The organism is Polyangium sp. 6x1, from assembly GCF_029946515.1.
Classification (GTDB): domain Bacteria; phylum Myxococcota_A; class Polyangia; order Polyangiales; family Polyangiaceae; genus Polyangium.
The window spans coordinates 1-20,787 of sequence record NZ_JARZHH010000114.1 but is presented as its reverse complement, the minus strand read 5'-3'; the positions used below and the strand labels follow the sequence as shown (position 1 = coordinate 20,787).

The 20,787-nt window shown below is 68.7% G+C and carries 19 protein-coding genes; 11 read left to right on the top strand and 8 right to left on the bottom strand.

Translation table 11 applies throughout. The features are described 5' to 3' along the window. Positions 1 to 265: 265 nt before the first annotated feature. From QHF85_RS47105 to QHF85_RS47095, 3 genes are all read right to left on the bottom strand, one after another. Positions 266 to 985, bottom strand: coding sequence for a hypothetical protein (locus tag QHF85_RS47105; protein ID WP_281334090.1), 720 nt, complete (start codon positions 983 to 985; stop codon positions 266 to 268). Positions 986 to 1,029: 44 nt separating this feature from the next. Then, a complete protein-coding gene (locus QHF85_RS47100) occupies positions 1,030 to 2,454 on the bottom strand; it encodes a M20 family metallopeptidase (protein WP_281334089.1) in 1,425 nt (474 codons plus the stop codon). Positions 2,455 to 3,164: 710 nt separating this feature from the next. Continuing rightward, positions 3,165 to 4,001, bottom strand: a complete 837-nt coding sequence (locus QHF85_RS47095; protein WP_281334088.1) for a TetR/AcrR family transcriptional regulator — start codon at positions 3,999 to 4,001, stop codon at positions 3,165 to 3,167. A 67-nt stretch (positions 4,002 to 4,068) separates the two neighbouring features. Between QHF85_RS47095 and QHF85_RS47090 the strand changes: the two genes are divergently transcribed. Next, on the top strand, positions 4,069 to 4,764 hold the full coding sequence (locus QHF85_RS47090; protein ID WP_281334087.1) for a DUF2306 domain-containing protein: 696 nt from the start codon (positions 4,069 to 4,071) through the stop codon (positions 4,762 to 4,764). A 20-nt stretch (positions 4,765 to 4,784) separates the two neighbouring features. On the opposite strand, the gene QHF85_RS47085 is transcribed toward QHF85_RS47090, so the two are convergent. Next, positions 4,785 to 5,435 carry a hypothetical protein gene (locus QHF85_RS47085; protein WP_281334086.1) on the bottom strand — a complete coding sequence of 217 codons (651 nt, stop codon included), beginning with the start codon at positions 5,433 to 5,435 and terminating at the stop codon, positions 4,785 to 4,787. A gap of 110 nt (positions 5,436 to 5,545) precedes the next feature. On the opposite strand from QHF85_RS47085, the gene QHF85_RS47080 reads away from it, so the two are divergent. Then, the gene (locus tag QHF85_RS47080; RefSeq protein ID WP_281334085.1) at positions 5,546 to 6,547 is read left to right on the top strand and encodes a hypothetical protein; all 1,002 of its coding nucleotides are present in this window, start codon (positions 5,546 to 5,548) and stop codon (positions 6,545 to 6,547) included. Positions 6,548 to 6,658: 111 nt separating this feature from the next. Further along, the gene (locus tag QHF85_RS47075; protein ID WP_281334084.1) at positions 6,659 to 8,614 is read left to right on the top strand and encodes a hypothetical protein; all 1,956 of its coding nucleotides are present in this window, start codon (positions 6,659 to 6,661) and stop codon (positions 8,612 to 8,614) included. A gap of 335 nt (positions 8,615 to 8,949) precedes the next feature. Here QHF85_RS47075 and QHF85_RS47070 read toward each other — a convergent pair whose 3' ends face one another. Continuing rightward, entirely contained in the window at positions 8,950 to 9,879 is a 930-nt protein-coding gene (locus QHF85_RS47070) for a hypothetical protein (protein WP_281334083.1), read from the bottom strand. A 71-nt stretch (positions 9,880 to 9,950) separates the two neighbouring features. On the opposite strand from QHF85_RS47070, the gene QHF85_RS47065 reads away from it, so the two are divergent. The 3 genes from QHF85_RS47065 (at position 9,951) to QHF85_RS47055 (ending at position 14,165) form a co-directional block, all read left to right on the top strand. Then, on the top strand, positions 9,951 to 10,742 hold the full coding sequence (locus tag QHF85_RS47065; protein ID WP_281334082.1) for a cyclase family protein: 792 nt from the start codon (positions 9,951 to 9,953) through the stop codon (positions 10,740 to 10,742). 52 nt (positions 10,743 to 10,794) lie between these two features. After that, positions 10,795 to 11,997 (top strand): hypothetical protein, encoded by a 1,203-nt coding sequence (locus QHF85_RS47060; protein ID WP_281334081.1) that lies wholly within the window; start codon positions 10,795 to 10,797, stop codon positions 11,995 to 11,997. Positions 11,998 to 12,083: 86 nt separating this feature from the next. Continuing rightward, positions 12,084 to 14,165 carry a hypothetical protein gene (locus QHF85_RS47055; RefSeq protein WP_281334080.1) on the top strand — a complete coding sequence of 694 codons (2,082 nt, stop codon included), beginning with the start codon at positions 12,084 to 12,086 and terminating at the stop codon, positions 14,163 to 14,165. A gap of 138 nt (positions 14,166 to 14,303) precedes the next feature. Here QHF85_RS47055 and QHF85_RS47050 read toward each other — a convergent pair whose 3' ends face one another. Beyond that, positions 14,304 to 14,495, bottom strand: coding sequence for a hypothetical protein (locus QHF85_RS47050; protein WP_281334079.1), 192 nt, complete (start codon positions 14,493 to 14,495; stop codon positions 14,304 to 14,306). A gap of 458 nt (positions 14,496 to 14,953) precedes the next feature. Here QHF85_RS47050 and QHF85_RS47045 point away from each other — a divergent pair, with 458 nt between their 5' ends. Then, positions 14,954 to 15,661: a hypothetical protein gene (locus tag QHF85_RS47045; protein WP_281334078.1), complete on the top strand. Its 708-nt coding sequence runs from the start codon at positions 14,954 to 14,956 to the stop codon at positions 15,659 to 15,661. 410 nt (positions 15,662 to 16,071) lie between these two features. Here the strand turns inward: QHF85_RS47045 and QHF85_RS47040 are convergent, their stop codons facing one another. Next, positions 16,072 to 17,517, bottom strand: coding sequence for a DUF2252 domain-containing protein (locus QHF85_RS47040; RefSeq protein WP_281334077.1), 1,446 nt, complete (start codon positions 17,515 to 17,517; stop codon positions 16,072 to 16,074). 85 nt (positions 17,518 to 17,602) lie between these two features. Beyond that, on the bottom strand, positions 17,603 to 18,382 hold the full coding sequence (locus QHF85_RS47035) for a DUF4239 domain-containing protein (protein ID WP_281334076.1): 780 nt from the start codon (positions 18,380 to 18,382) through the stop codon (positions 17,603 to 17,605). Between the two features lie 272 nt (positions 18,383 to 18,654). Between QHF85_RS47035 and QHF85_RS47030 the strand changes: the two genes are divergently transcribed. From QHF85_RS47030 to QHF85_RS47015, 4 genes are all read left to right on the top strand, one after another. Continuing rightward, positions 18,655 to 18,849 carry a hypothetical protein gene (locus QHF85_RS47030; RefSeq protein WP_281334075.1) on the top strand — a complete coding sequence of 65 codons (195 nt, stop codon included), beginning with the start codon at positions 18,655 to 18,657 and terminating at the stop codon, positions 18,847 to 18,849. Then, on the top strand, positions 18,846 to 19,490 hold the full coding sequence (locus QHF85_RS47025; RefSeq protein ID WP_281334074.1) for a response regulator: 645 nt from the start codon (positions 18,846 to 18,848) through the stop codon (positions 19,488 to 19,490). The genes QHF85_RS47030 and QHF85_RS47025 overlap by 4 nt, the downstream gene beginning before the upstream one ends. A gap of 66 nt (positions 19,491 to 19,556) precedes the next feature. Next, on the top strand, positions 19,557 to 20,417 hold the full coding sequence (locus QHF85_RS47020) for an alpha/beta hydrolase (protein ID WP_281334073.1): 861 nt from the start codon (positions 19,557 to 19,559) through the stop codon (positions 20,415 to 20,417). 119 nt (positions 20,418 to 20,536) lie between these two features. After that, on the top strand, positions 20,537 to 20,787 hold a 251-nt coding region (locus QHF85_RS47015; protein ID WP_281334072.1), incomplete at its 3' end, for a hypothetical protein.

Sequence of the window (20,787 nt, the reverse complement as noted above, 5' to 3'; positions counted from 1 at the left end):
GCTCCGAGGTCCAGGGCTGGCGCTGCAAAGGGGGCGGACACCTACAAAAACTTTCCCCGCATCGACTGCGCTTCGCGCAGTCGATGCCCAGAGGTCCAGGGCTGGCGCTGCAAAGGGGGCGGACACCTACAAAAACTTTCCCCGCATCGACTGCGCTTTGCGCAGTCGATGCCCAGAGGTCCAGGGCTGGCCCTGGTCCGGGTCCAGGGGTGGACAACCCCTGGTCGGGGCCCGGGGTGAAACCCCGGCGCTACGCTCCAGCTTGTCAAGCGCCGTCGCCGCTCGTCACGACGGGCAAGAAGCCGATGGTGTTCCGCCCGGCCTCGTCCTTCCCGATGGCTTCGACGTAGCGCTTCCAGTCGGCTTCTCCGGGGCGGATGATCTGGCTGCCGTCTTCGCGTGGGTACGGGTCGAAGATGAAGAGACCGCGGGCGTCGCGGCCGACGAGGATCCAGTGGTCGCCTTCGTCGCCGAATATCGAGATCTTGGCGGGCCAGCATTCGCCTTTGCGGGCGAGGGTGCGTGCGATGTCGTCGTCGTTCGAGAGGCGCGGCGGGGAGAAGCCTGCGCGTTGCATCAGGTGGAGCAGCTTGCGGTACTCCATTCCGCCGTCCAGACCGCGGTAGCGACGGTAGAGCAGGATTGCGTAATCGGCGAGGGCGCCGAAGGTCGCGTCTGGGCCGCCTCCTTGGATGACCTGGGCGAGACGCGAGAGCTCGGTGCGTTTTTCGTCGTCGAGCTCGTCGGCGATTTGCTCGGCGAGCTCGACGAGCCCTGGGTATCCGGCTGTTGCGAGCATGGCGCCCACGAGGGAGACGGCGCCGCAGGCGTGGGCGCTTGCCGAGGGGCTCGAACCGTTTAGCTGGGTGAGCTTGTCGAGGGCCTCCATCGGGTCTCGGGGGAGCTTCTCCTCGTCCGCGACGACGGGCCAGTCGACGTGGTGGATGCTGGAGGAGAACTCGTTCGAGCCGGAGGAGGGGGGCATGACACGAGGATACTACGACCTCTGCTTGCCGTGCCCCGATCTCTTCACGCGCCGCGGTTGAAATGATCCGCGATGACGCTGGCGACGCAGGCCGTGAGCTTCTTGCCGCACCGGATGTGGAGGAACTCGTTCGGGCCGTGGGCGTTCGACTGCGGGCCGAGGACGCCTGTGATGAGGAATTGCGCTTCGGGGAACTTCTCGCCGAGCATGGCCATGAAGGGGATGGTGCCTCCTTCGCCGAACGCTACTGCGGGCCGGCCGAAGAAGGTCTGGCTTGCGCGCTGCATTGCCTCGTCGAGCCACGGCGCGAGCGGAGGAGCGTCCCAGCCTTCCGAGGGCTCGGAGACCGTGAACGTCACGTCGGCGCCGTAGGGCGGATCTGCTTCCAGGGCTCGCTTCAGTGCGTCGGCGGCGCGGCGCGGGTTCACGCGCGGCGGGATGCGCACCGAGAGTTTGGCCTTGGTGAAGGGGCGCAGCACGTTGCCCGCGCTCGCGATCGGCGGGAGGCCGTCGGCGCCGGTGATGCTGAGCGCGGGGCGCCAGGTTCGGTTGAGCAGCCGCTCCTTGTTGTCGTCGGCCATTGGCCCCGCGCCGGCGGCCCAGGGCATCTCGGCGTACACGGCGTCGCCGAGCACGGCTGCGGCGGCTTCGGCTTGCGCGATGCGCTGCTCGGGGATCACGGCGAAGAGCTCGTCGAGCAGGATGCGGCCGGTGCGCTCGTCCTCGATGCGCGAGAGGAGCTGGCGGAGGATGCGGAAGCTCGAGGCGGCGACGCCGCTCGCGGAGCCCGAGTGGACGCCTTCGCGGAGGATGCGGACTTCGAGGGTGCCTTGCACGAGGCCGCGGAGGGAGGTCGTGGTCCAGAGCTGGTCGTAGTTTCCGCAGCCGGAGTCGAGGCAGACGACGAGGCTCGGCTTGCCGATGCGCGGGGCGAGGGCGTCGATGTAGGCGGGCAGGTCGAAGCTGCCGCTCTCTTCGGCGGCTTCGATGAGGACGACGCAGCGCGCGTGGGGGATGCCATGCTCGGCGAGCAGGCGGAGGGCTGCGATCGAGGCGAAGGCGGAGTAGCCGTCGTCTGCGCCGCCGCGGCCGTAGAGCTTGTCGCCTTCGCGGACGGGGTCCCAGGGGCCGAGGCCTTCGCGCCAGCCGACCATCTCGGGCTGCTTGTCGAGGTGACCGTAGAGGAGGACGGTGTCGTCGCTGTTGCCGGGGAGTTCCATGAGGATCACCGGGGTGCGACCTTCGAGGCGGACGACCTCGACCTTGAGGCCGGGGACGGGCTGGGCGCGGCACCACTGCTCGATGAGAGCGACGGCGCGCTCCATGTGGCCGTTCTCGCGCCAGGCGCGGTCGAACGAGGGGGACTTGTTGGGGATGCGGATGTACTCGGTGAGGGCGGGGAGGATCTCCTGCTCCCAGATGCGCTCGGAGAAGGCTTCGGCGTGCGACTTGTCGAGCTTGGTGGTCATGCGGGGTCGTTCCTTGCGGCGGACCTTAGCGCCGAACGTGGCTCGAGGTGAAGCGGGGAGCAGGCGGCAGCGTCGGCGATGAGGCTGTCGGCTGCTCGGCCATCGGCTCTGGACGGTCGGCGCGCGCGGAGGTCGGCTTGGAAGGGGTGCGAAGATGGGTCGGCGCGCTCGGGGGTCGGCTTGGAAGGGGCGCGAAGATGGGTCGGCGCGTTCGGGGGTCGGCTTGGAAGGGGCGCGAAGATGGGTCGGCGCGCTCGGGGGTCGGCTTGGAAGGGGCGCGAAGATGGGTCGGCGCGCTCGGGGGTCGGCTTGGAAGGGGCGCGAAGATGGGTCGGCGCGCTCGGAGGTCGGATTGGAAGGGGCGCAAGGCGAGGTCGGCGCGCTCGGAGGTCGGATTGGAAGGGGCGCAAAGCGAGGTCGGCGCGCTCGGAGGTCGGCTTGGAAGAGGTCAGCGCGCTCGTCGTCGCCATGCGGCATTGGAGCCCCGCGTCGGCGCAGAAGGTGGTGGTGGTCGTTCGGGACCGGCTCGGGAAGCTCGGGCGAGGGTCGGTTCGGGAAGCTCGCACGGCGAGGACGGGGGCCCCAGCCCCGCGAACGTCTGCGCCTCCGGCGATTTCTGCAGCTTCAACATGGCCTCGATCCCCGAACCCGCGGAGCGCTCGGGCGAAAGAGTGCCTGAGGGCCTCGCCGATTGCGCTGGGGGCGGGACGTCACGTTCCAGCAGGGGGATGGTTCCGCTTCTGCCTCACGCTGCGCGGCGTGCGCCGCTGTGGACCGCGACGCTTGCCGACGTGCGCGATGCCGTCGAGGATGCGCTCCAGTCCGAACGTGAACTGCGCATCGCTCGTCGCCGCCGCATCGCTCGTCGCCGCCGCCACGAGCGCGCTGAGCGCCGGGAAGCGTTGCACGTCGGTAAGCACACCAAGCGTGTGCCAGTACGACGTGAGGGCTTCGGCGGCGTTGGTGCCGGCGCGGCGTTCCGCCTCGCGGAGATCCGCTTCCAGCATCGCCTCGTGCCGCACCCAGCCGTTGATCAGCGAGAGCGAGTCCAGCTTGGCCATTTCGGGTAGACCTGTTCCGCTCAGGCTGCTCATGCCGCGTTCGAACCACACCACCTGGTTCGGCGTGATCGGCGGGCCGCCCAGCGCGATGCGCACCACCCAGGGGTGCTTGCGCAGCACGGCGAGGTGCTGCCGCGCCCATCGTTCCACCGCGACTCGCCATGGCTCGTCGGGCGCGGGCGGCAGGGGATGCTCGCGAAATGCCGCATCCATCATCAGCATCAACAGCTCTTCTTTGGACTCGACGTAGCGATAGAGCGCCATCGTCCCGGCGCCCAAGACCGTCGCGACGCGGCTCATCGAGACCGCGCTCAAGCCTTCCGTTTCCGCCACCTGGACGGCGACCTCCACGATCCGCTCCAGACTCAGCCCCGGCTTGGGTCCCTTGCCCGGACGGTCCTTCACGCCCCACGCCGTCGCCAGGCCTCGCGACAAGGCCTGTCGTCCCTCGTCTTCCAGCGCTTTTCCCTTCTCGCTTGACCGCATCGTGGTTCTGCGTATACCTCACCCAGTAAAGCGTATGGCGTACGCAGTAGGCTGTGAGGGATGAAAAATGGTCACAACGCCTTGGTTGCGGCGCCCGTGGCTGGCGCTGCTCGGATCGGTCGCCGTGGTGTTCGTCGCGTTTTCGCTGCTGCCGTATCTGTCGCTCGATCCGGCCCGCTCGCGGGTCCCCGTCCCGGCCGGCCTGCGCTGGTACTACCCGCTGCTGGTCGCGCACATCGTGTGCGGGGCGATCGCCATGTTCAGCGGCTGCGTGCAAGTCTGGCCGTGGTTTCGGCGGTGCTATCCGCGGGCGCATCGGCGCCTGGGGCGGCTCTACGTCTTCGGTGGCGTGCTCCCCGCCGGGCTCTCGGGTCTGGTGATCGGCGCGCTCAGCCCCTTCGGGCCCGTCATCCGCGTAAGCAATGTGCTGCTCGCCCTGCTGTGGCTGACCTTCACCGTCACCGGCTATCGGCGCGCGCGCCAGCAGCAGATGGCGGAGCACCACAAATGGATCCTCCGCAGCTTCGTACTCACCATGTCCGTGATCACCAATCGGATATGGGGCGTCATCGCGGCGATTGCCCTGATGCCACACCAGCACACCATGTTCGCTGGGAACGAAGAGTGGCTGCGACAGGCCATCGCCGGCATCGCCGGCTGGCTCGGCTGGACGCTGCCGCTTTTGTTGTCCCAGTGGTGGCTGGAGCGTCGCGCCCCGACCGAGACCACGAGAGCCAGCGCAGCGATGCCGGTCCCGGGCTGATCCCGGACCCGATCCGATGGCTAGGGCGACCCCTCGCCGTTCGGGCACGCGGGGGCGAGCACCTTGCCTTCATTGCGCAGCACCTGATCCACGGCGTATCCCGCGGATGCCTCCGGGCCTCGTCGCACCCAGACCGTATACGCTTTTCCGTTCGCCTGCACATGCACCGGAAAGCGCTCGTCGCGCGTGCTGTGGAGCGCGTCCAGCCGGTACACATCGCTCTCCGCGAACGTCACGCCTGGGCAGCGGAACTGCGTGAGGACCGCGATGACACGATCGAAATCCCCGCCGCGCAAGACCACGAGGCTTCCGGCGGACACGACCGGCACGCCGTCGGCGCGTCCCGTCACGCTGCCGGTCACGTTCACGCGCTGGCCTTCATGGAGCCCGAGGGCGAGCTCGCGGTGCCCGAGCGGCGTCGCATTCTCCAGCAGGGCGACGACCTCCCCGTGGTCCCCGCGCAAGAGGTGCGTCGCGGGCGATCCGTCGCCGGCCCGGCGCTCCACCACGCCCTCCACGCTCGCGCCCGTGACGTTCGGGGGGGACGTGGGGGTTCCCGGCGTCTCGGGCACGTACGACGCAGATTCCCGCGCCGCGGGCGTGCCACCGGCGCAACCAGCGAGGGCGAGCGAAGCGACGAACCAAACGGGGGACGTTCTCGAGGTGAACATTGCGATGAGAACGGCCGCGAGGCGTCGTCCTTACAGTCCGCGTCGCATCCCGCCGTCGGGAAATACCGATGCCCCGCCGCCGGCTCGCGTTATCCTCGGGCGAGCCGGCGATGCCCTCCGCTCCGTTGTTCATGCGCTCGATCCTCGCCCTCTCGCTCCTCGCGTGCGCGGCGCCCGAGCCACCTGCGACGCCGGCTCCGCCCGCGAGCCCCTCGATACCCGAGGCCACGCCGTCGCGTCCCCTTGGCGCTTGCCCGCCCGATCCTCCCGACAAGCACGAGGAGCTCCTCGCCGCCATGCGCCGCGAGGAGGCCACGCACACGCACGTGGTCCCCGACCACGACACGCCCTTCGGCGCCGTCGTTTGCAAGGCGAAGCAGGGCGTATGGCGTGATCCCACCGGCCAGGTCCGCGCCTGCACGGTCGCGCGTGCCGTGACCGTGTCCGGCGTCGACATCGGCGCCGGCGCATACACGCTCTTTCACGCGAACGGCCACCCCTTTCAGACCCACGTCGCGCACCCGATCACGTGGAAGACGGCCGCCGGCGTCTCCGTGCCCTGCGCCGGCGATTTCGTGGTGTTCTCCGAGGCCGGCGCGCTCGAGCATTGCAAGCTCCAGCGACCGATGGTGCTCGACGGCATCTCCTGCCGCGCCGGCGAGGACGTCGCCTTCCATGCAGGCGGCCGGCTCTGGGCCGCGACGATCGACGCGCCGGTCACCGCGCTGGGCATCACGTTCCCGGCGGGAAGAAGGCTGAGCTGGCACGAGGACGGCTCCTTCGAGGGCGTCTACGTGACGGAGCCGCTCGCGATCCAAGGGTTCGTCGCCCGCTCCGAGGTGAAGGTCCACCCGAATGGCAAGCTCGCCGAGATCGATCTGGCAGAGCCAGCCGACCTCGCAGGCCAGAGCTTCCCCGCGGGCGCCAAGCTCCGCTTCCGCGCGGACGGCACGCTCCAGCGCGCCGATTACGTCTCGAAGCGCGGCTTCATGATCCACGGCGAGCCGTGGAGCGACACCGTGCACCTGACCTTCGATTGCCACGAGAAGGTCGTGGGATCACGCACCGAGCATTTCCAGGCGGAGCACGCGCCTCACCCGCCGAAGCGGTGAGCGCGGGCCGTGCTTCGGCCTGACGGAAGTGCTCGCGTCCGCTGTACGCTTCGGAATGCGGAGCTTTGTGCTTGTCGGTCCTGACCGGCGCTGGTATGGGCGCACCCCGCGATGACGACAATTGCCGACCTGATCGCCCTTTTCTCCGAGTCCCACAAAGAAGGCTGCAAGGCCACCCGCGCCGCGCTCCCGGCCCTGCTCGACGCCACGCCGGACGCGCTCCGCGGCAGCGAAGGGGAAGAGCTCATCGAGAAGCTCATCGCCGCGAGCAGCTACGAAGGCAAGGGCGCCGACGCCATCGAGCTCATCCAGGAGCGGGGCGCGGCCGATCTCTCGCTCGGCTCGATCCTCTCGCTCTCGTGCCGCAACGATGCCCAGCTGCTGCGGCTCCTCCGGCGGGCGCTCTCGCAGGGCGCCACGCCGGCGGATCCCGCAGGCGGGGGCAGGACGGCGCTCGGGACGGCGGCCGCATTCCGCGAGACCGAGGTGGTCGAGGCGCTCTCGGCCGCAGCCAACGACGACACCCGTCTCGACGCGCTGGGAGCCGCGCTCATGACGCGAGGGAGTCGCGCGCTGAAGAACGCCGACTTCCTCCTCGATGCCGTCTCCGATGTCGATCGACCGGGCGGAAAGGGGCTCTCCGCGCTGCATACCGTCGCGCTCCACGGACCCCCGGCGCTGCTCGAGCGCATTCTCGCCCGGAGCGCCGACCCGTCTCGTCAGAGCACGTCGCCCTCTACGTTCATTTGCTCGAGCTGCGTGCCCGAAGGCGGAGGCCTCGTGCCGCACTTGATGCTGCCGGCAGGATTCACGGCGCTCGACATGATCGAGCAGGCCGCGGGCATCTACACGACGCTCCACCGCGCGTACGGCACGAAGGGCCACTTCGGCTCGGCCCGCGCCGAGCGGATCGCGGAGCTCGAGGGCTCTCGCAAGCTGCTCGAGGCGCGCGGCGTCGAGCACGGCGAGCCGCGCCGCGAGGGGGTGCCCGCCTGGACGGCCGAGATCGAAGGCCTGCTCGCCGCCCTCGGGGAAGCGTCAGGCGTGGGCGCCCCGCGCGTGCTGCGCGCCGCGGCGTCCGTCGATCTCCACGGGATCGGGCCGTGGACCTATTTCTCCACCACACTCGACATCCTGGGCGACAGCCTTGGGCGCGGCCGGCTCGCCGAGCGCGCCAAGTCGACCTGGCTCGGCGCCGTGCTCCTCGGCGAGCACCGCACGTTGACGAAGCCGCGCGCGAAGGGGTTTCCCAAGGAGGCGCAAAAGCCGCTCAAGAGCGGCCCCACGCTCGCGAAACGGGGCGACGCGTTCCTCGTCCTCTGGATGCCGCAGCCGGGCAAAGCCCAGTTCGTGGCGATCGCGCCCGACAAGGTCGAGGTGCTCGCCGACGACGTCGGCACGTTCCTGCGGCGCGAGATCACCGAGCTCGGCGTGGACATCTCCGCCGTCGCGCTCACCGAAGCGGGCAAGATGCGCGGCCCGTCGGACGGCCCGTCCTTCGGGCCAAGGATTCTTCGCGCGAATTACGACGCGCCGCCCGCCGCGGATGCCATCAACCGCGTCGGCGGGCTGCCGATCGGCGTGACCGCAGAGACGTGGCCCCGGCGCGAGGGCAAACCCATGCACCACGTGCTCACGCTCGACCTCAAAGATCACCCGATCCTCCAGCCCGAGGGCAAGCGCGCCGTCGCCTTCTTCGTGTCCTCGCCGAGCGCACACGAGGCCTACCAGCCGGGCAACGATCACGTGTCCGTGCTGCTGCTCAGCGAGGCCGAGCTCGCGTCCGGAGAGCCCGCCTTTCCAGCCGATCTCGAGGGCGGCCGCCTCGCCGCCGGCACGATTCACTTCGAGAACGGCGCGCACCTGTCGAAGCGGAAGCTCCTCGGCAAGTCGCACGCGGCGTGGATGCCGACCTGGCTACAGACCGGGTACGAGGACGAGCTCTGGGCAGCAAAGCCCGGCGACTTCGTGCTCCAGTTCGGCGCGGATCTCGTGCCGGGGCTGAACTTCGGGGATATGGGCGTGATGTACGTGTTCTCGAAGACGGCCTGGTTTCAGTGCCATTAGGAGGCGTCGCGCCGGGGCGCCGCCCCGGGCCCCGCGGGGGCTGTTCGCCCCTCGACCCGAACCAGGGCCAGCCCTGGACCTCAGGGGGAAGAACTGCGCGATGCGCAGTTCTTCCCACAGGCCCGTTGGTACCGCGCTGCCGGCTGAGCCATCAGCGCTGCTGCTTTGGCTGGCACGATCGCTCGTGGTCTTGACCCGGCTGTTCGATGAACTGCGCGGAGCGCAGTTCATCGACCCTCGGTCCAGCGCGGGCGCTGGTCCAGGTCCAGGAGCGGACAGCTCCTGGTGGGGCCTGGGGCAACGCCCCAGCGAAGCGCCTCCTGGAAACCCCCCTCTCAGGGCACGATGACGGTCCAGACCTCGTGCTGCTCGCCGAGCCAGCGCACCGCATATCGCCCCGGCGGGACCCCTCGCAGCTCTGCCCGGCGGCTCTCCTTGTTGCGCTGACCTGCGAAGCGTTCGTCTTGCAGCGATTCGAGGACGATCCAGTCGTTCGCGAGCTTCGCGCGTAGTTTGTCGTCCACGGGCGCCGAGAGGCCACACGTCGTGATGACGACGCGGTCGTGCTCGCTGACCACGCGGTGCGTGGGGGCGTTGCAGCGCTCGCCCGTTGGGCGCAGCGTCGCGCCGAGCTCGCGGGTTCGCATGAGCGGGAGGGTCACGCGAACGGGGGCGGCCTGCGCGACGGCGATGACCAGGTCGCCGGGGGGCGGCGCGGGCAGCACGAGACGTTGGCGCGAGATCCGCAGGCAGCCGTCGCGGCTTCGATCTGGCTCGGCGTCGAGCGAGAGCCAGGTGTCGCCGAGCGAGGCGCTCTGCATGCGAAAGCCGCCTCCGCACGAGGACGAGTGGCCGAGGTAATCGAGCACGAGGTCTCTGCCACGCAATGCGACGACGACCGAGGGGGACGCTGCGAGCCCCGCGGGGGCGTTTGGATCGAAGAGCTCGGTCTGGACGTCGAGGTGGATGGCGTCTCCGGGTGGACGGCGGAAGCCCGGGGCGGGTTCGGCGCGCAGCACCTGGGCGGAAGGGTCGCTCGCCGCGAAGGGATCGGGCGGCGCGGGCAGGGGTGGAGCTGCGGAAGGCGCCGCGGTCGTTGCGGTAGGCTCGTGCGGCGGCGGCGTGACCGCGGGCGTTGGCTCCGGGTGGAACGTCCCGGCCGCGTCGTGCGAGCGCTCGGACCCGCATCCGATGGCGAGCGCGCACGTGAGCACGAGCGCGCTGCTGGCGGCGGAGCTGGTGGTGGTGCGGCACGAGGGCGGCATGCGGGGGATCGAACACGATTGCGGCGCGCGCGTCCACTGTCAGGCTCGCCCAAACCAAGGGGGGACCTCTCATGCGGCATGCCTTTCTCGTTTCCACGCTCGTCGTCCTGGGCGGCTGCGCTGCGTCGCGCCCGCTCGTCGACATCGAGCATTCCGAGATCATCGATCTGACGTACACCTTCGACGAGCACACGCTCTACTGGCCGAACGCGCCGAGCGCCTTCGATCTGAAGCAGCTCGCCTATGGACGGACGCAGGCGGGTTACTTCTATGCGGCGAACTCCTTCTGCACGCCGGAGCACGGCGGGACGCACATGGATGCGCCGATTCACTTCGCCGAGGGGAAGGAGACTGCGGCGGAGGTCCCGCTCGCGCGGCTCATCGCTCCCGCCGTCGTCATCGATATTGCTGCCCGGGCCGCAAAAAATCCCGATGAACGGCTCACCGCCGCTGACGTCCTCGCGTGGGAGGCGCGGCATGAGCCCATCGCGCCCGGGACCATCGTGCTTTTGCGCACTGGATGGGGGAAACGTTATCCCGATCGGAAGGCGTATTTCGGCGACGACACGCCGGGCGCGGTCGACAAGCTTCATTTTCCCTCGTATGGGGAGGACGCGGTGCGTCTGCTCATCGGCGCGCGGCGCGTCGCTGCCATCGGCGTTGACACGCCGAGCATCGACTACGGCCCTTCGCGCGATTTCATCGTCCACCGGATCGCCAGCGAGGCGGAGGTGCCGGGGTTCGAGAACCTCGCGAACCTCGATCGCGTGCCCGAGCGCGGCGCGTGGGTGATCGCGTTGCCCATGAAGATCGCGCGCGGGACGGGCGGGCCGCTCCGGATCGTGGCGATGTTGCGGAGGTGAGCCGCATCATTTGGGGCGAGACAGAGAATCCTGGCCATGGAAGGATGCGCGTATGCGCAACCCGAGCCGAAGGGCCGAAGGAGCCACCACGTCTTTGCTTCGAGCGCTCTCTTTGCTGATGGTCCCCGTCCTCGGCGGCTGCATCTCGGGATGCGGGGGCCATCGGGAGCTGCCGCCGGTCGAGTACAGCGAGGGTTTTTTCGCCGCGTTCGACCAGATGATCGACGAAACGATGTCCCGGGGCTCGCTCGACGACCAAGCGCGTACGCTCGACATCGAGTTTGCGCGTCGCGTGGACGAGGGGCCCGGGCTGGAGGAGGTCGTGGCCGTCGGAGCGACGTGGGAGAAGGTGGAGACCTTCCTCTCGATCGGCCTGCTCTCGGCCGAGATCATGGCGCCGATCGAGGGCTCCGCGCAGAGCCGGGTGGACATGTTCGAGCACGCCGCGGACCGCGTGCTTCGGAGCGACACCACGGCCCTCGTGGCCTGGAACCGCACCGTCCGCGACATGGGGTTCTCCGAGCGGAAAGAGCCCACGGGGGAGATCGTCTGGGAGTCGCTCTACCTCGTGCTCGGCGAATCGGAGCACGCGTATCAGGACGTCTGGGTCGAGAGCGGCACGTGGGTCGAGGGGAGCTGGGTCCACACGGACGGGTATTACGAGCAGCTGTGGATCGACGGATATTACGAGTCCGTCTGGCAGGAAGGCGCCTGCTCCGACGCGTACGTCGGCACGGAGTGCGACACGTACTATGTCGAGGAGTCCTGCTACGACGTGTGGATCGACGAGGGATACTGGGAGTCCACCTGCTCTGCCTACGACGAGGAGGGCAACTGCGTGGAATGGTCCGACGCGTGGGTGAGCACGGGGGGGTATTACGAGACCGAATGCGATCCGGCGTATTCGTACGAGGAGTGTACAGACGTCTACGAGACGGTCTGCGAGCCGGGGGAATGGCTGGATACGTGGATCGAGGGGCACTGGATCGAGGGGGCGTGGATCCCCGGCGAGCTCGTCTGGGTGGAAGGGTACTGGAGCGACACCTCGGGCTATCGGACCGTGGCACTCCCGGTGCAGGAGGCCGAGATCCTCGACGCGGGAATCACCTACGTGGCGTCGTTCGGCCCGGAGCGCGTGGGCGATGATTGTTACGCGCGGCTCGACGAGGCCCTCGTGCAATCGGCGGAGAGCCCGCCGGAGAGCGACGTGAAGCTCTCGAGGGACGCGATCCTGGCTTGCCTTTCGCCGCGCTGAGTCGAACCGACGGCCTCGGCGCTGGGGCCTCGCCCGACATGGTTCATTTTCGTCCCTGCCGCGCCGGGGTTCGGGCATGATGAGCCATGATTTCTTCCAAACTTTTCTTCACGTCTGCCGCGGCGCTCGCGGCCGTGTTCATGGCGGCATGCTCGGACACGCCCGGCGACACGGGCGCCGGCGGGCAGGGCGGCGGCGGGACGACGTCGATGGGTGGGTCCGGCGGTAGCGGCGCCGCCGGCGGGGGCGGCCCCGTCATCCCCACGGAACACCCGCGGATCTACCTGAACGAGGCGAACCGCGCGCGCCTCACGGCCTCGCTCGCAGGGGCCGACCCGGCCGCCGTGCGCTTTCGGAACATGGTGGACGGCCACCTGCAAAACGGGAATGTCTACGCGTTCGAGGCGCACTTCGCGGCGCTGCTCGGCGTCCTCACCGGCGAGGCGGAGTATTGCAAATATGCGGTCGACAGTGTCGAGGCGCACGTCGCCGCGGAAGAGACGCTGATCGGCGCCGGCGAGCGCGCCGAGGTGGCCCACGACAGTTACCTGTACGTCGGGGATACCATTGGCGATCTCGCGCTCGTCCACGATTGGTGCTTCGACGCCACCACGCCCGACCAGCGCGCCCGCTGGCTCGCGTATGCCAACCAGGCGGTCTGGAATGTGTGGCACCCGGAGGAGGCGAGCTGGGGAGGCGTCTCTTATCCGTGGAGCGGCTGGTCGATCGACAACCCCTCGAACAACTATTATTACTCGTTCCTGCGCGCGACGATGCTGCTCGGCCTGACCTCTCTCGGCGAGCACGAGAGCGCGCAGACGTGGCTCGACACGTTCCGCGTGACGAAGATTCAGGGCGAGCTCGTGCCCACGTTCACGAGTGATCTCGAGGGCGGCGGCTCGCGCGAGGGCACGGGTTATGGCGTCGCGATGAAGAACCTCTTCCGGCTCTACGACCTGTGGGAATCGAGCACGGGAGAGCGGATCTGGGATCTCACGGGCCACACGCGCGCGTCGCTGCCGAACTTCCTCCATTCCACGGTGCCCACCCTCGATCGCATCGCGCCGATCGGCGATCACGCGCGCGACAGCACGGCGGCTCTCTTCGATTACCACCGATCGTACGTGCTGACCCTGTCCCACCTGCTCGGCCCGGACGATCCGATGACGGACGTGGCGCAGACCTGGCTCGACGAATGCTCGGTGCCGCAGATGGATCAGCCGTTCATGTACATCGACGACTTCCTCTATTTCAACGAAGCGCACGGAAAACGCCCGCTCTCGGATTTGCACCCGACGTACCATGCGCCGGGCACGGGGAGCGTGTTTTTCCGGAATGGCTGGGACACGAAGGCTTCGTGGGGCGCATTTCTCGCCGGCCCCTTCACCGAGAGCCACGCGCACCGCGACCAGGGCTCGCTCTTGATCTACCGGGGCGAGTGGCTGGCCTACGATCAGAACATCCTGTCGCACTCGGGGATCTACCAGAACGAAGAGGCGCACAACCTCGTGCGCATCGAGCAGGACGGCGCGACGGTCACGATGCAGAACGGCGCGTCGAACCTGGTGGCCCTGCACGATACGCCGCACTTCCTCTATCTGCGCGCGGACATCACGCCCGTTTATGGCGGGAAAGCGGCGGTCGGGCGGGTGGAGCGCGAAGTGCTCTTCCTGAAGGGGCCGGGCGCCTTCCTGGTGATGGATCGCGTGGACACGAACGGCGGCGCGCAGGCTGTGTGGCAGCTCAATGCGCCGATCGCGCCGAAGACGCTCGGCGAGGGGTGGGAGGTGAGCGGCGCGCAAGGCTCGCTCGAGGTGAGGCCGCTCTTCCCCGCGCTCCCCGGCGCGGAGGTGCTCGCTTGGCCGTCGCTCGAAGCGGAGATGAACGGCGGCTACCGGCTCGACGTCCGCGACGCGGCCGCGGGCGGACAGGCGCGCTTTTTGATGCTGCTCGCGCCGGGGAGCGCCATTGCGAGCGCCACGCCGACGTCGAGCGCCGGCACGATCGGCGCGAGCGTGGCCTTCGACGACGGGACGAGCGTCGAGGTGGCCTTCGGCGAGGATCAGGCCGGCGGGACGCTGAAGCTCACGGCCGGTGGAAGCACGGCGTTCGACGGCCCGCTCCCTGCGAGCATCGACGCGCTGCCGCTCCTCGATTCCGGGAATTGATCCGGAAGGCGGGACGGCGTTGCATTGCGTCGAGCAGCTCGACGGGCGGCCGGACAATGTAAAAACGTTCGTGTCGCCTTCGAGGAGCTCCTCGCGACGCAGGGACGAACGCCCCTACGCATCCGGCAACAGGAACAGTTACCCGTCTTCGAGCGCCTCGGTCATGTGCGCGAGCTCCTCCTCTGCCGTGCAAAGGTCGCGCTCAACCTCCTCGCCCGCAACGCCCCCGGAGACCGCGACGAAGCCAGCCGGCTCCTCCGCCTCGCGCACGCCGACGCCGAGCGTCTCCGCCTGCCAGAAGCGCAGCAGATCCGCGAGATCCAGCAGCACTTCGACCTCCCCATGTAGGCCCCGCCCCGCGTCAACAGCCGCCTCCGCCTCTCCAAACGTCCCAACCCACTCACGTCACCGTGACGCGCGCCCGATCGAGCGTTCGATCCCCCGCGCGCCACCGTCGCCTCTGCGTCTCCAAACGCCCGATCACCTTCACGTCACCGTGACGCGCGCCCGATCGAACGCTCGATCCCCCACGCGTCACCATCTCCTCCGCGTCCCCAACCGTTCGATCCCCCTCGCGTCACGGTGACGCGCGCCCGATCGAACGTTCGATCCCTCCCGCGCCACCGTCTCCCGCATCCCGTCGACCGTTCCAGCACCCTCGCGCGCCCAAACCCTGCTCACCCTGAATGGACTTTTCCCCCGTACGTTCAACGAGCACCCCGACGTTGCATCGTCGCGTCGGAGTCGACCACCCACCACCACCGGGCCATCGGCCCAGGGAGCCCTCCATGCGCAAGTATCGCAGCAATGCCTCGTCCTCGGTCCGCTTCGAGTATGGCGTCGAGCTCGCCGCCGGCCTCGCGCAGTTCCCCGAGACCACCTCCGCCTCGCTCGACATCCAAACCATCAACGACGCGCTCGACGGCCAGCACCAGAAGCGCCGCGCCCTCCGCGTCCCCGTCGTCAAGACGCGCGCCGCCGCCCGCTTCGCCGAACACAACGCCGAACGCATCATCCGCTCCGCACTCCGCGCCGCCGAAATCGAGGACGGCGGCCGCCGCGGGAGAATCTGCGCCGCCGTATTCCCGAAAGGCTCGACCCCCATCCTCACGCCCGCCGGCAGGGCGCAAGTCAAGTCGATGAAAGACCTCGTCGACCGACTCGATCACGCCAAGCTCACCGGCATCGACGAATTCCGCAATGCCTGGTCGCCCAAGCTCGGCGCCGCCCTCGCCAGCCTGGAAGCCGCCCTCGCCGCACACGAGGCAGCCCGCGCCGAACACGACGACGCATTCAAAGCAGAGCTCGCGCTACGCGACGCCCACCACGACGCCGTCGACCGGGCCATGGGCGTAGTTCGAGCAGCCTTCCCGCGAGATCGCGAGCTGCAGGACGTGATCTTCCCGGTCCTGGAGACCACGACCACGACGCGAGAGGACGCGCCCGTCGAGGAAGCCGACGAATCGGGAGCGTCTGCCGTGCCGGCGCAGGGGTGAGGAGGCGCCTCGCTGGGGCTTTGCCCCAGGCCCCAGCAGGGGCTATCCGCCCCTGCACCCGGACCAGCGCCCGCGCTGGACTGAGGGTCGATGAACTGCGCTCCGCGCAGTTCATCGAACAGCCGGGTTCAAGACCACAGACGACCCCGCCAACCGAGACAGCCGCGCTGACGTTTCGACGGGCAACGCGGTTCCAGCGGCGGCCTGTGGAAGAACTGCGCGGAGCGCAGTTCTTCCAACAAAGGTCCAGGGCTAGCCTTGCAGAGAGGGGGCGGACAGCTTGAAAAACTCTCCCCGCATCGACTGCGCTTTGCGCAGTTCTTCCCCCTGAGGTCCAGGGCTGGCCCTGGTCCGGGTCGAGGGGCGGATAGCCCCCGCGGGGTCCGGGGCGGCGCCCCGGCGCTACGCTCTCAGACCCCAATCTCCGCCTGGATGCGTCCATTCTTCACTGCGGCTGCGAGTGCTTGGTGGTCGCGCTCCGTCTGGTCGGCGTAGGCGGTTGCGAAGGCGGCGATGGCCTTGTCGAATGTGTCTGCTTTTCCGAGGTAGGATGCGATTGCGATTCGATCGCCTGAGCGTGCGTGTGCGCGGGCGAGGGTCCAGCCGCAGAGGCTGCCGTAGGTCGTCAAGGTGATTCGATCCAGCGCGGCGATGTCCACGGAGAACTTCCAGTCGCGTAGCTGGCGCAGGTAGAAATCGCGCTCGATTCCGTCGACTCCTTTTACTCGCTGCCAGCCGAGGAAGATGTCGCTTGCGGCTTGCATCAATCGCTGGCCTGCCACCACGCGCTCGCCGCTGTTGCGGTGCGCGCTTTTGCCGAGGAAGGGCTCGAGGACCGATTCGTGCGCCTCTTTGGCTTGCAGGAAGAGTGGGTCTTGGTCGTCACGGCCGAGGAAGAGAAGGATCCAGGCGCGTGCGCCGACGCTTCCGACGCCGACGACCTTGTGGGCCATGTCTGCGAAGTCGTATCCCTCCAGCAGGTGCCGCCGATCGGATTGGAGGGTGCTGCGGTAGCCGCGCAAGAGCTCGCGCACTTGCTGCTCGAGTTGCTCGCGGGCTACGCCTTTCACGAACTCCTCCATGGGGACGATCAGGGGCGGATCGCTGATGATGCGCCGCCGGCCGTCGACCTCGCGCGTCAGCTTCTCGTAGGCCTGCGTGTGGTCGTGCGTCCGCGCTTTCGCGACGTTGTGCTCGGTGATGTGCAGGCGCTTGTGGCTCAGCCGTGATCCGAACCTTTCGAAGATCTCCTCGATATCGAGGCTCGCGTACCAGACGTCCAGATGGCCGAGTGTCGCGAAGTTTCGCATGGCCTCGCGGTACTCGCGGACGGTCGCGAGGACGATGTCGGAGCGCGCTGCTTTCGAGAAACCGTTGTCGCGCCCGGCGAGCTCCAGGCTCGCGGCCAGCCGCTTCACGTCCCAGTCCCAGGGGCCCGGGAGCGTCTCGTCGAAATCGTTGATGTCGAACATCACGCGCCGCTCGGGGGAGCCGAAGACCCCGAAGTTCGACAGGTGCGCGTCGCCGCAGAGCTGCACCCGCAGGCCCGAGCGCGTGGTGGCGGCCAGATCGGCGGCCATTACGTAGGCGGCGCCCCGGTAAAACGTGAAGGGGGAGACGAGCATTCGGCCGTAGCGGATGGGCACGAGCTCGGGCACGCGGGTCTTCGCTTGGGCCTCCAGCAGCGCGAGCGGATCGGGCCGGTGGGGCAGTGCCTCCCAGATGGCGTGGGCGGCGCGTGGAATCTCCGCGCGCTCCGCCTTGCCGCGCGCTGCGTGTTGCTCGGCCGAGAGGTGCGGCATCACCCGCTCCCCCGTGATCGTCGGTGTTCCGTCTCCCGTGACCAGCTCCGCCATTGGACCCTCCCTCGGCGCTCCTCCCTCGGCCGGGCGGGCCGCGCCGTTCAGCGCCTCGCCGGTCCGCCCGAAGCACGAGTGACGCTCAATCGCTCATCATGCGCCGCAGATCGAGCATGGACTGCTGGCTCACCCGCATCGCCCCCTCCTGCGGGTGGTCGAGGTCGGCGGTCAGCATCATGACGACCGAGAGGCTCAAAACCACCGTCGCGAGCGTGGGGGACCGGGGCGTCTTGACCAGACCGGCGTGATAGCCGACGGCCGTCAGGTTCAGGACCGCGACCACGTAGAGCGCCGCCCACAGGGCCCCTGGAATCCCGCTCCGGACGGCCACCTTGACGCGCGTCGCGTGGACCTCGATCGTCCGGTTCGCCGCCTCGATGAAGAGCTCCACGACGTTCGAGTCGGGATGCTCTCGTCCGACGGCCTCTGCCTCTTTCCACAGCTCCCGGTGCAGCTCCTCCGAGCGCTGAAGCGCGTGCTCGACATGGCCGAGCTTCACCGCTTCCAGACGCAAGTCCACGTATTCACGCAAGAGCCCGCGGACCTTCGCGCTGTGGTCGCCGGGGAGCAGGCCGGCGCGCAGGTAGGTCGTCTCGATGGCGTTGGCCTCGTCGACGACCATCTGTTTCCTGGACTCGAAGCGGGACGCCGCGAAGCTGAACGTGAACGCCAGGACGAGCGCCAGGAGGCCCATCGTGGTCGTGACCAGGGCGAGCACGTGGGGGCCGTGCTCCTGCTCGGTGCGGTGCCGCCTCAGCCTTCCCAGCCGGTAGCCGCCCTCGACGGAGAGCAAGAGGACCACGATCGTGACCCCCAAGAGGAGCCACAGCGGAACTCGATCGAGCGGTCCAAGCATGGGCATGGGCGCACCTCGCTTCCATTGCATGAAGCGGAGGTGAGGGCGCGACAACCGCCCCGAGACAAGACGCCGCACACGCGTCCGAGGCTCTGTCCTGGGCGGGGGATGGACGCGAGCGCGTACATCCTTCCGGTGTTCGTGTTGGCGTACACGATCGCGGGCGCGCACCTAACGGGATCCATGGCGGCGGCAATCCCCACAAAGGTGGGTTCGTGCTCCTCATCCGGACGATCTCGTACAGCTCCGTCGGAAAAACAGGTAGGGTGGGGGACGACATGCGCCCCGCTTCCGAGTTGCGCGGCATCATCGACCTCTTGCCGGGTCTCGTCTGGATCCTGAACCTGATGCTCAACGCCGCCGAGGCCTTGAAGGACGTGCCGCCGGAGCGGCGCCGTTTGATGATCTGCCCCTTCGTCGCGCGGCGATCGAGCGGCTCGTTCGTGCACCTCGCGGTCGAGGTGCCCGCGTGAACCCGAGAGCTCCCGTGGTCTTCATCGTCGACGACGACGACTCCGTGCGGGAAGGACTCGCCCGTCTGCTCAGCTCGACCGGGCTCGCGGTCGAGACGTTCCCGACCGCGTGGGCGTTCCTCGATGCGCGGCGCGACGACATCCCCGGTTGCCTCGTGCTCGACGTCCGGCTTCCGGATCTGAGCGGGCTCGAGGTCCAGCAGCGGCTCCTCGAAGCGGACGTGCCGCGGCCCATCGTGTTCATCACGGGGCACGGCGACATCCCCATGTCGGTTCGCGCGATGAAGGCCGGCGCGGTCGAGTTTCTCACGAAGCCGTTCCGGGCCGAGGATCTCCTCCGCGCCGTTCGCGAGGCGCTCGCGCAGGACGAGATCGCGCGGGAGGAGGCGCAGCGGCGCGCCGAGCTCAGGCGCCGCTACGAGAGCCTCTCGGCGCGCGAGCGCGAGGTGATGGCGGGCGTCGTCGCGGGGCGGTTGAACAAGCAGATCGCCGCGGACTTCGGGACACGCGAGGCGACGGTGAAGGAGCAGCGGGCGCAGGTCATGCAAAAGATGCAGGCCACCTCGGTCGCCGAGCTCGTGCGATTCGCCGCAGAGCTCGAGGAGGCTCCGCGGCGGGGCGCGGCGTCGCGGCGAACGTAGGATTGCGTCGACACCCGACCTTGGTCGGGTTTCCTGTGCGCCTCCGGCTGCGTTACAGGAACCGACATGAACACGACCGATCACACCGTACAAGCCATCCACGCGCCCAACCAATTCGTCGAGTCCAATGGCCGGCGGCTCGCGTACCGCTCCATCGGCACGGGCAAGCCGATCGTGCTTTGCACGCGCTTCCGCGGCAACATGGACGTCTGGGATCCGGGCTTCCTCGACGCCCTCGCGGCCCAGGGCTTCCGGGTCATCACGTTCGATTACAGCGGCCTCGGGCTCTCGACCGGCGAACGAAACTATTCGCCCGTCGCGCTCGCCAAGGACGCAAAGGATCTGATCGACGCGCTCGACCTGCACGACGTGGTGATCAGCGGCTGGTCGCTCGGCGGGCTCGCGGCCCAGGTGGTCGTGGCCCTGTATCCCGAGCGCATCAGCCACGCCGTCCTGATCGGCTGCGCGCCGCCCGGCCCGAATGTCAAGCCCGCGGAGCAGCTCTTCTACGATACGGCGCGGATCCCCGACTACAGCTTCGAGGAAGAGGTCATCCTGTTCTTCGAGCCGCGGTCGCAGGCGAGCCGGGCGGCCGCCCGGCGCTCGGTCGATCGGATCGCGCAGCGCACCGAAAATCGCAGCGTGCCCGTCCCCGTCGACTGGGCCGTGGCTTACCTCGGCGACAAGCCGAAGAGCCCGCTTTTCCCCGCAGATTCGGTCCTTCAGGTCTTGAAGACGACCACGATCCCGATCCTGCACGTCGGCGGGGATCACGACATCATCTTCCCGATCGAGAACTGGTACGCGCTGAACCAGGAGCTGCCGACGGTCCAGCTCTTGACCTACCCGCGCGCAGGCCACGGGCCGCAGCACGAGCATCCGGAAGCCACAGCCGTGCACATCGCGGCGTTCGTGCGCACCACGTAATCTCATCGGGAGGCGCCGCGCCGGGGCGCTGCCCCGAACCCCGCGGGGGCTGTTCGCCCCTCGACCCGAACCAGGGCCAGCCCTGGACCTCCGGGCATCGACTGCGCTTCGCGCAGTCGATGCGGGGAGAGATTTTCAAGCTGTTCGCCCCCTCTCTGCACGGCCAGCCCTGGACCTCTGGGCATCGACTGCGCTTCGCGCAGTCGATGCGGGGAGAGATTTTCAAGCTGTTCGCCTCCTCTCTGCACGGCCAGCCCTGGACCTCCGGGCATCGACTGCGCTTCGCGCAGTCGATGCGGGGAGAGATTTTCAAGCTGTTCGCCCCCTCTCTGCACGGCCAGCCCTGGACCTTTGTCGGAAGAACTGCGCT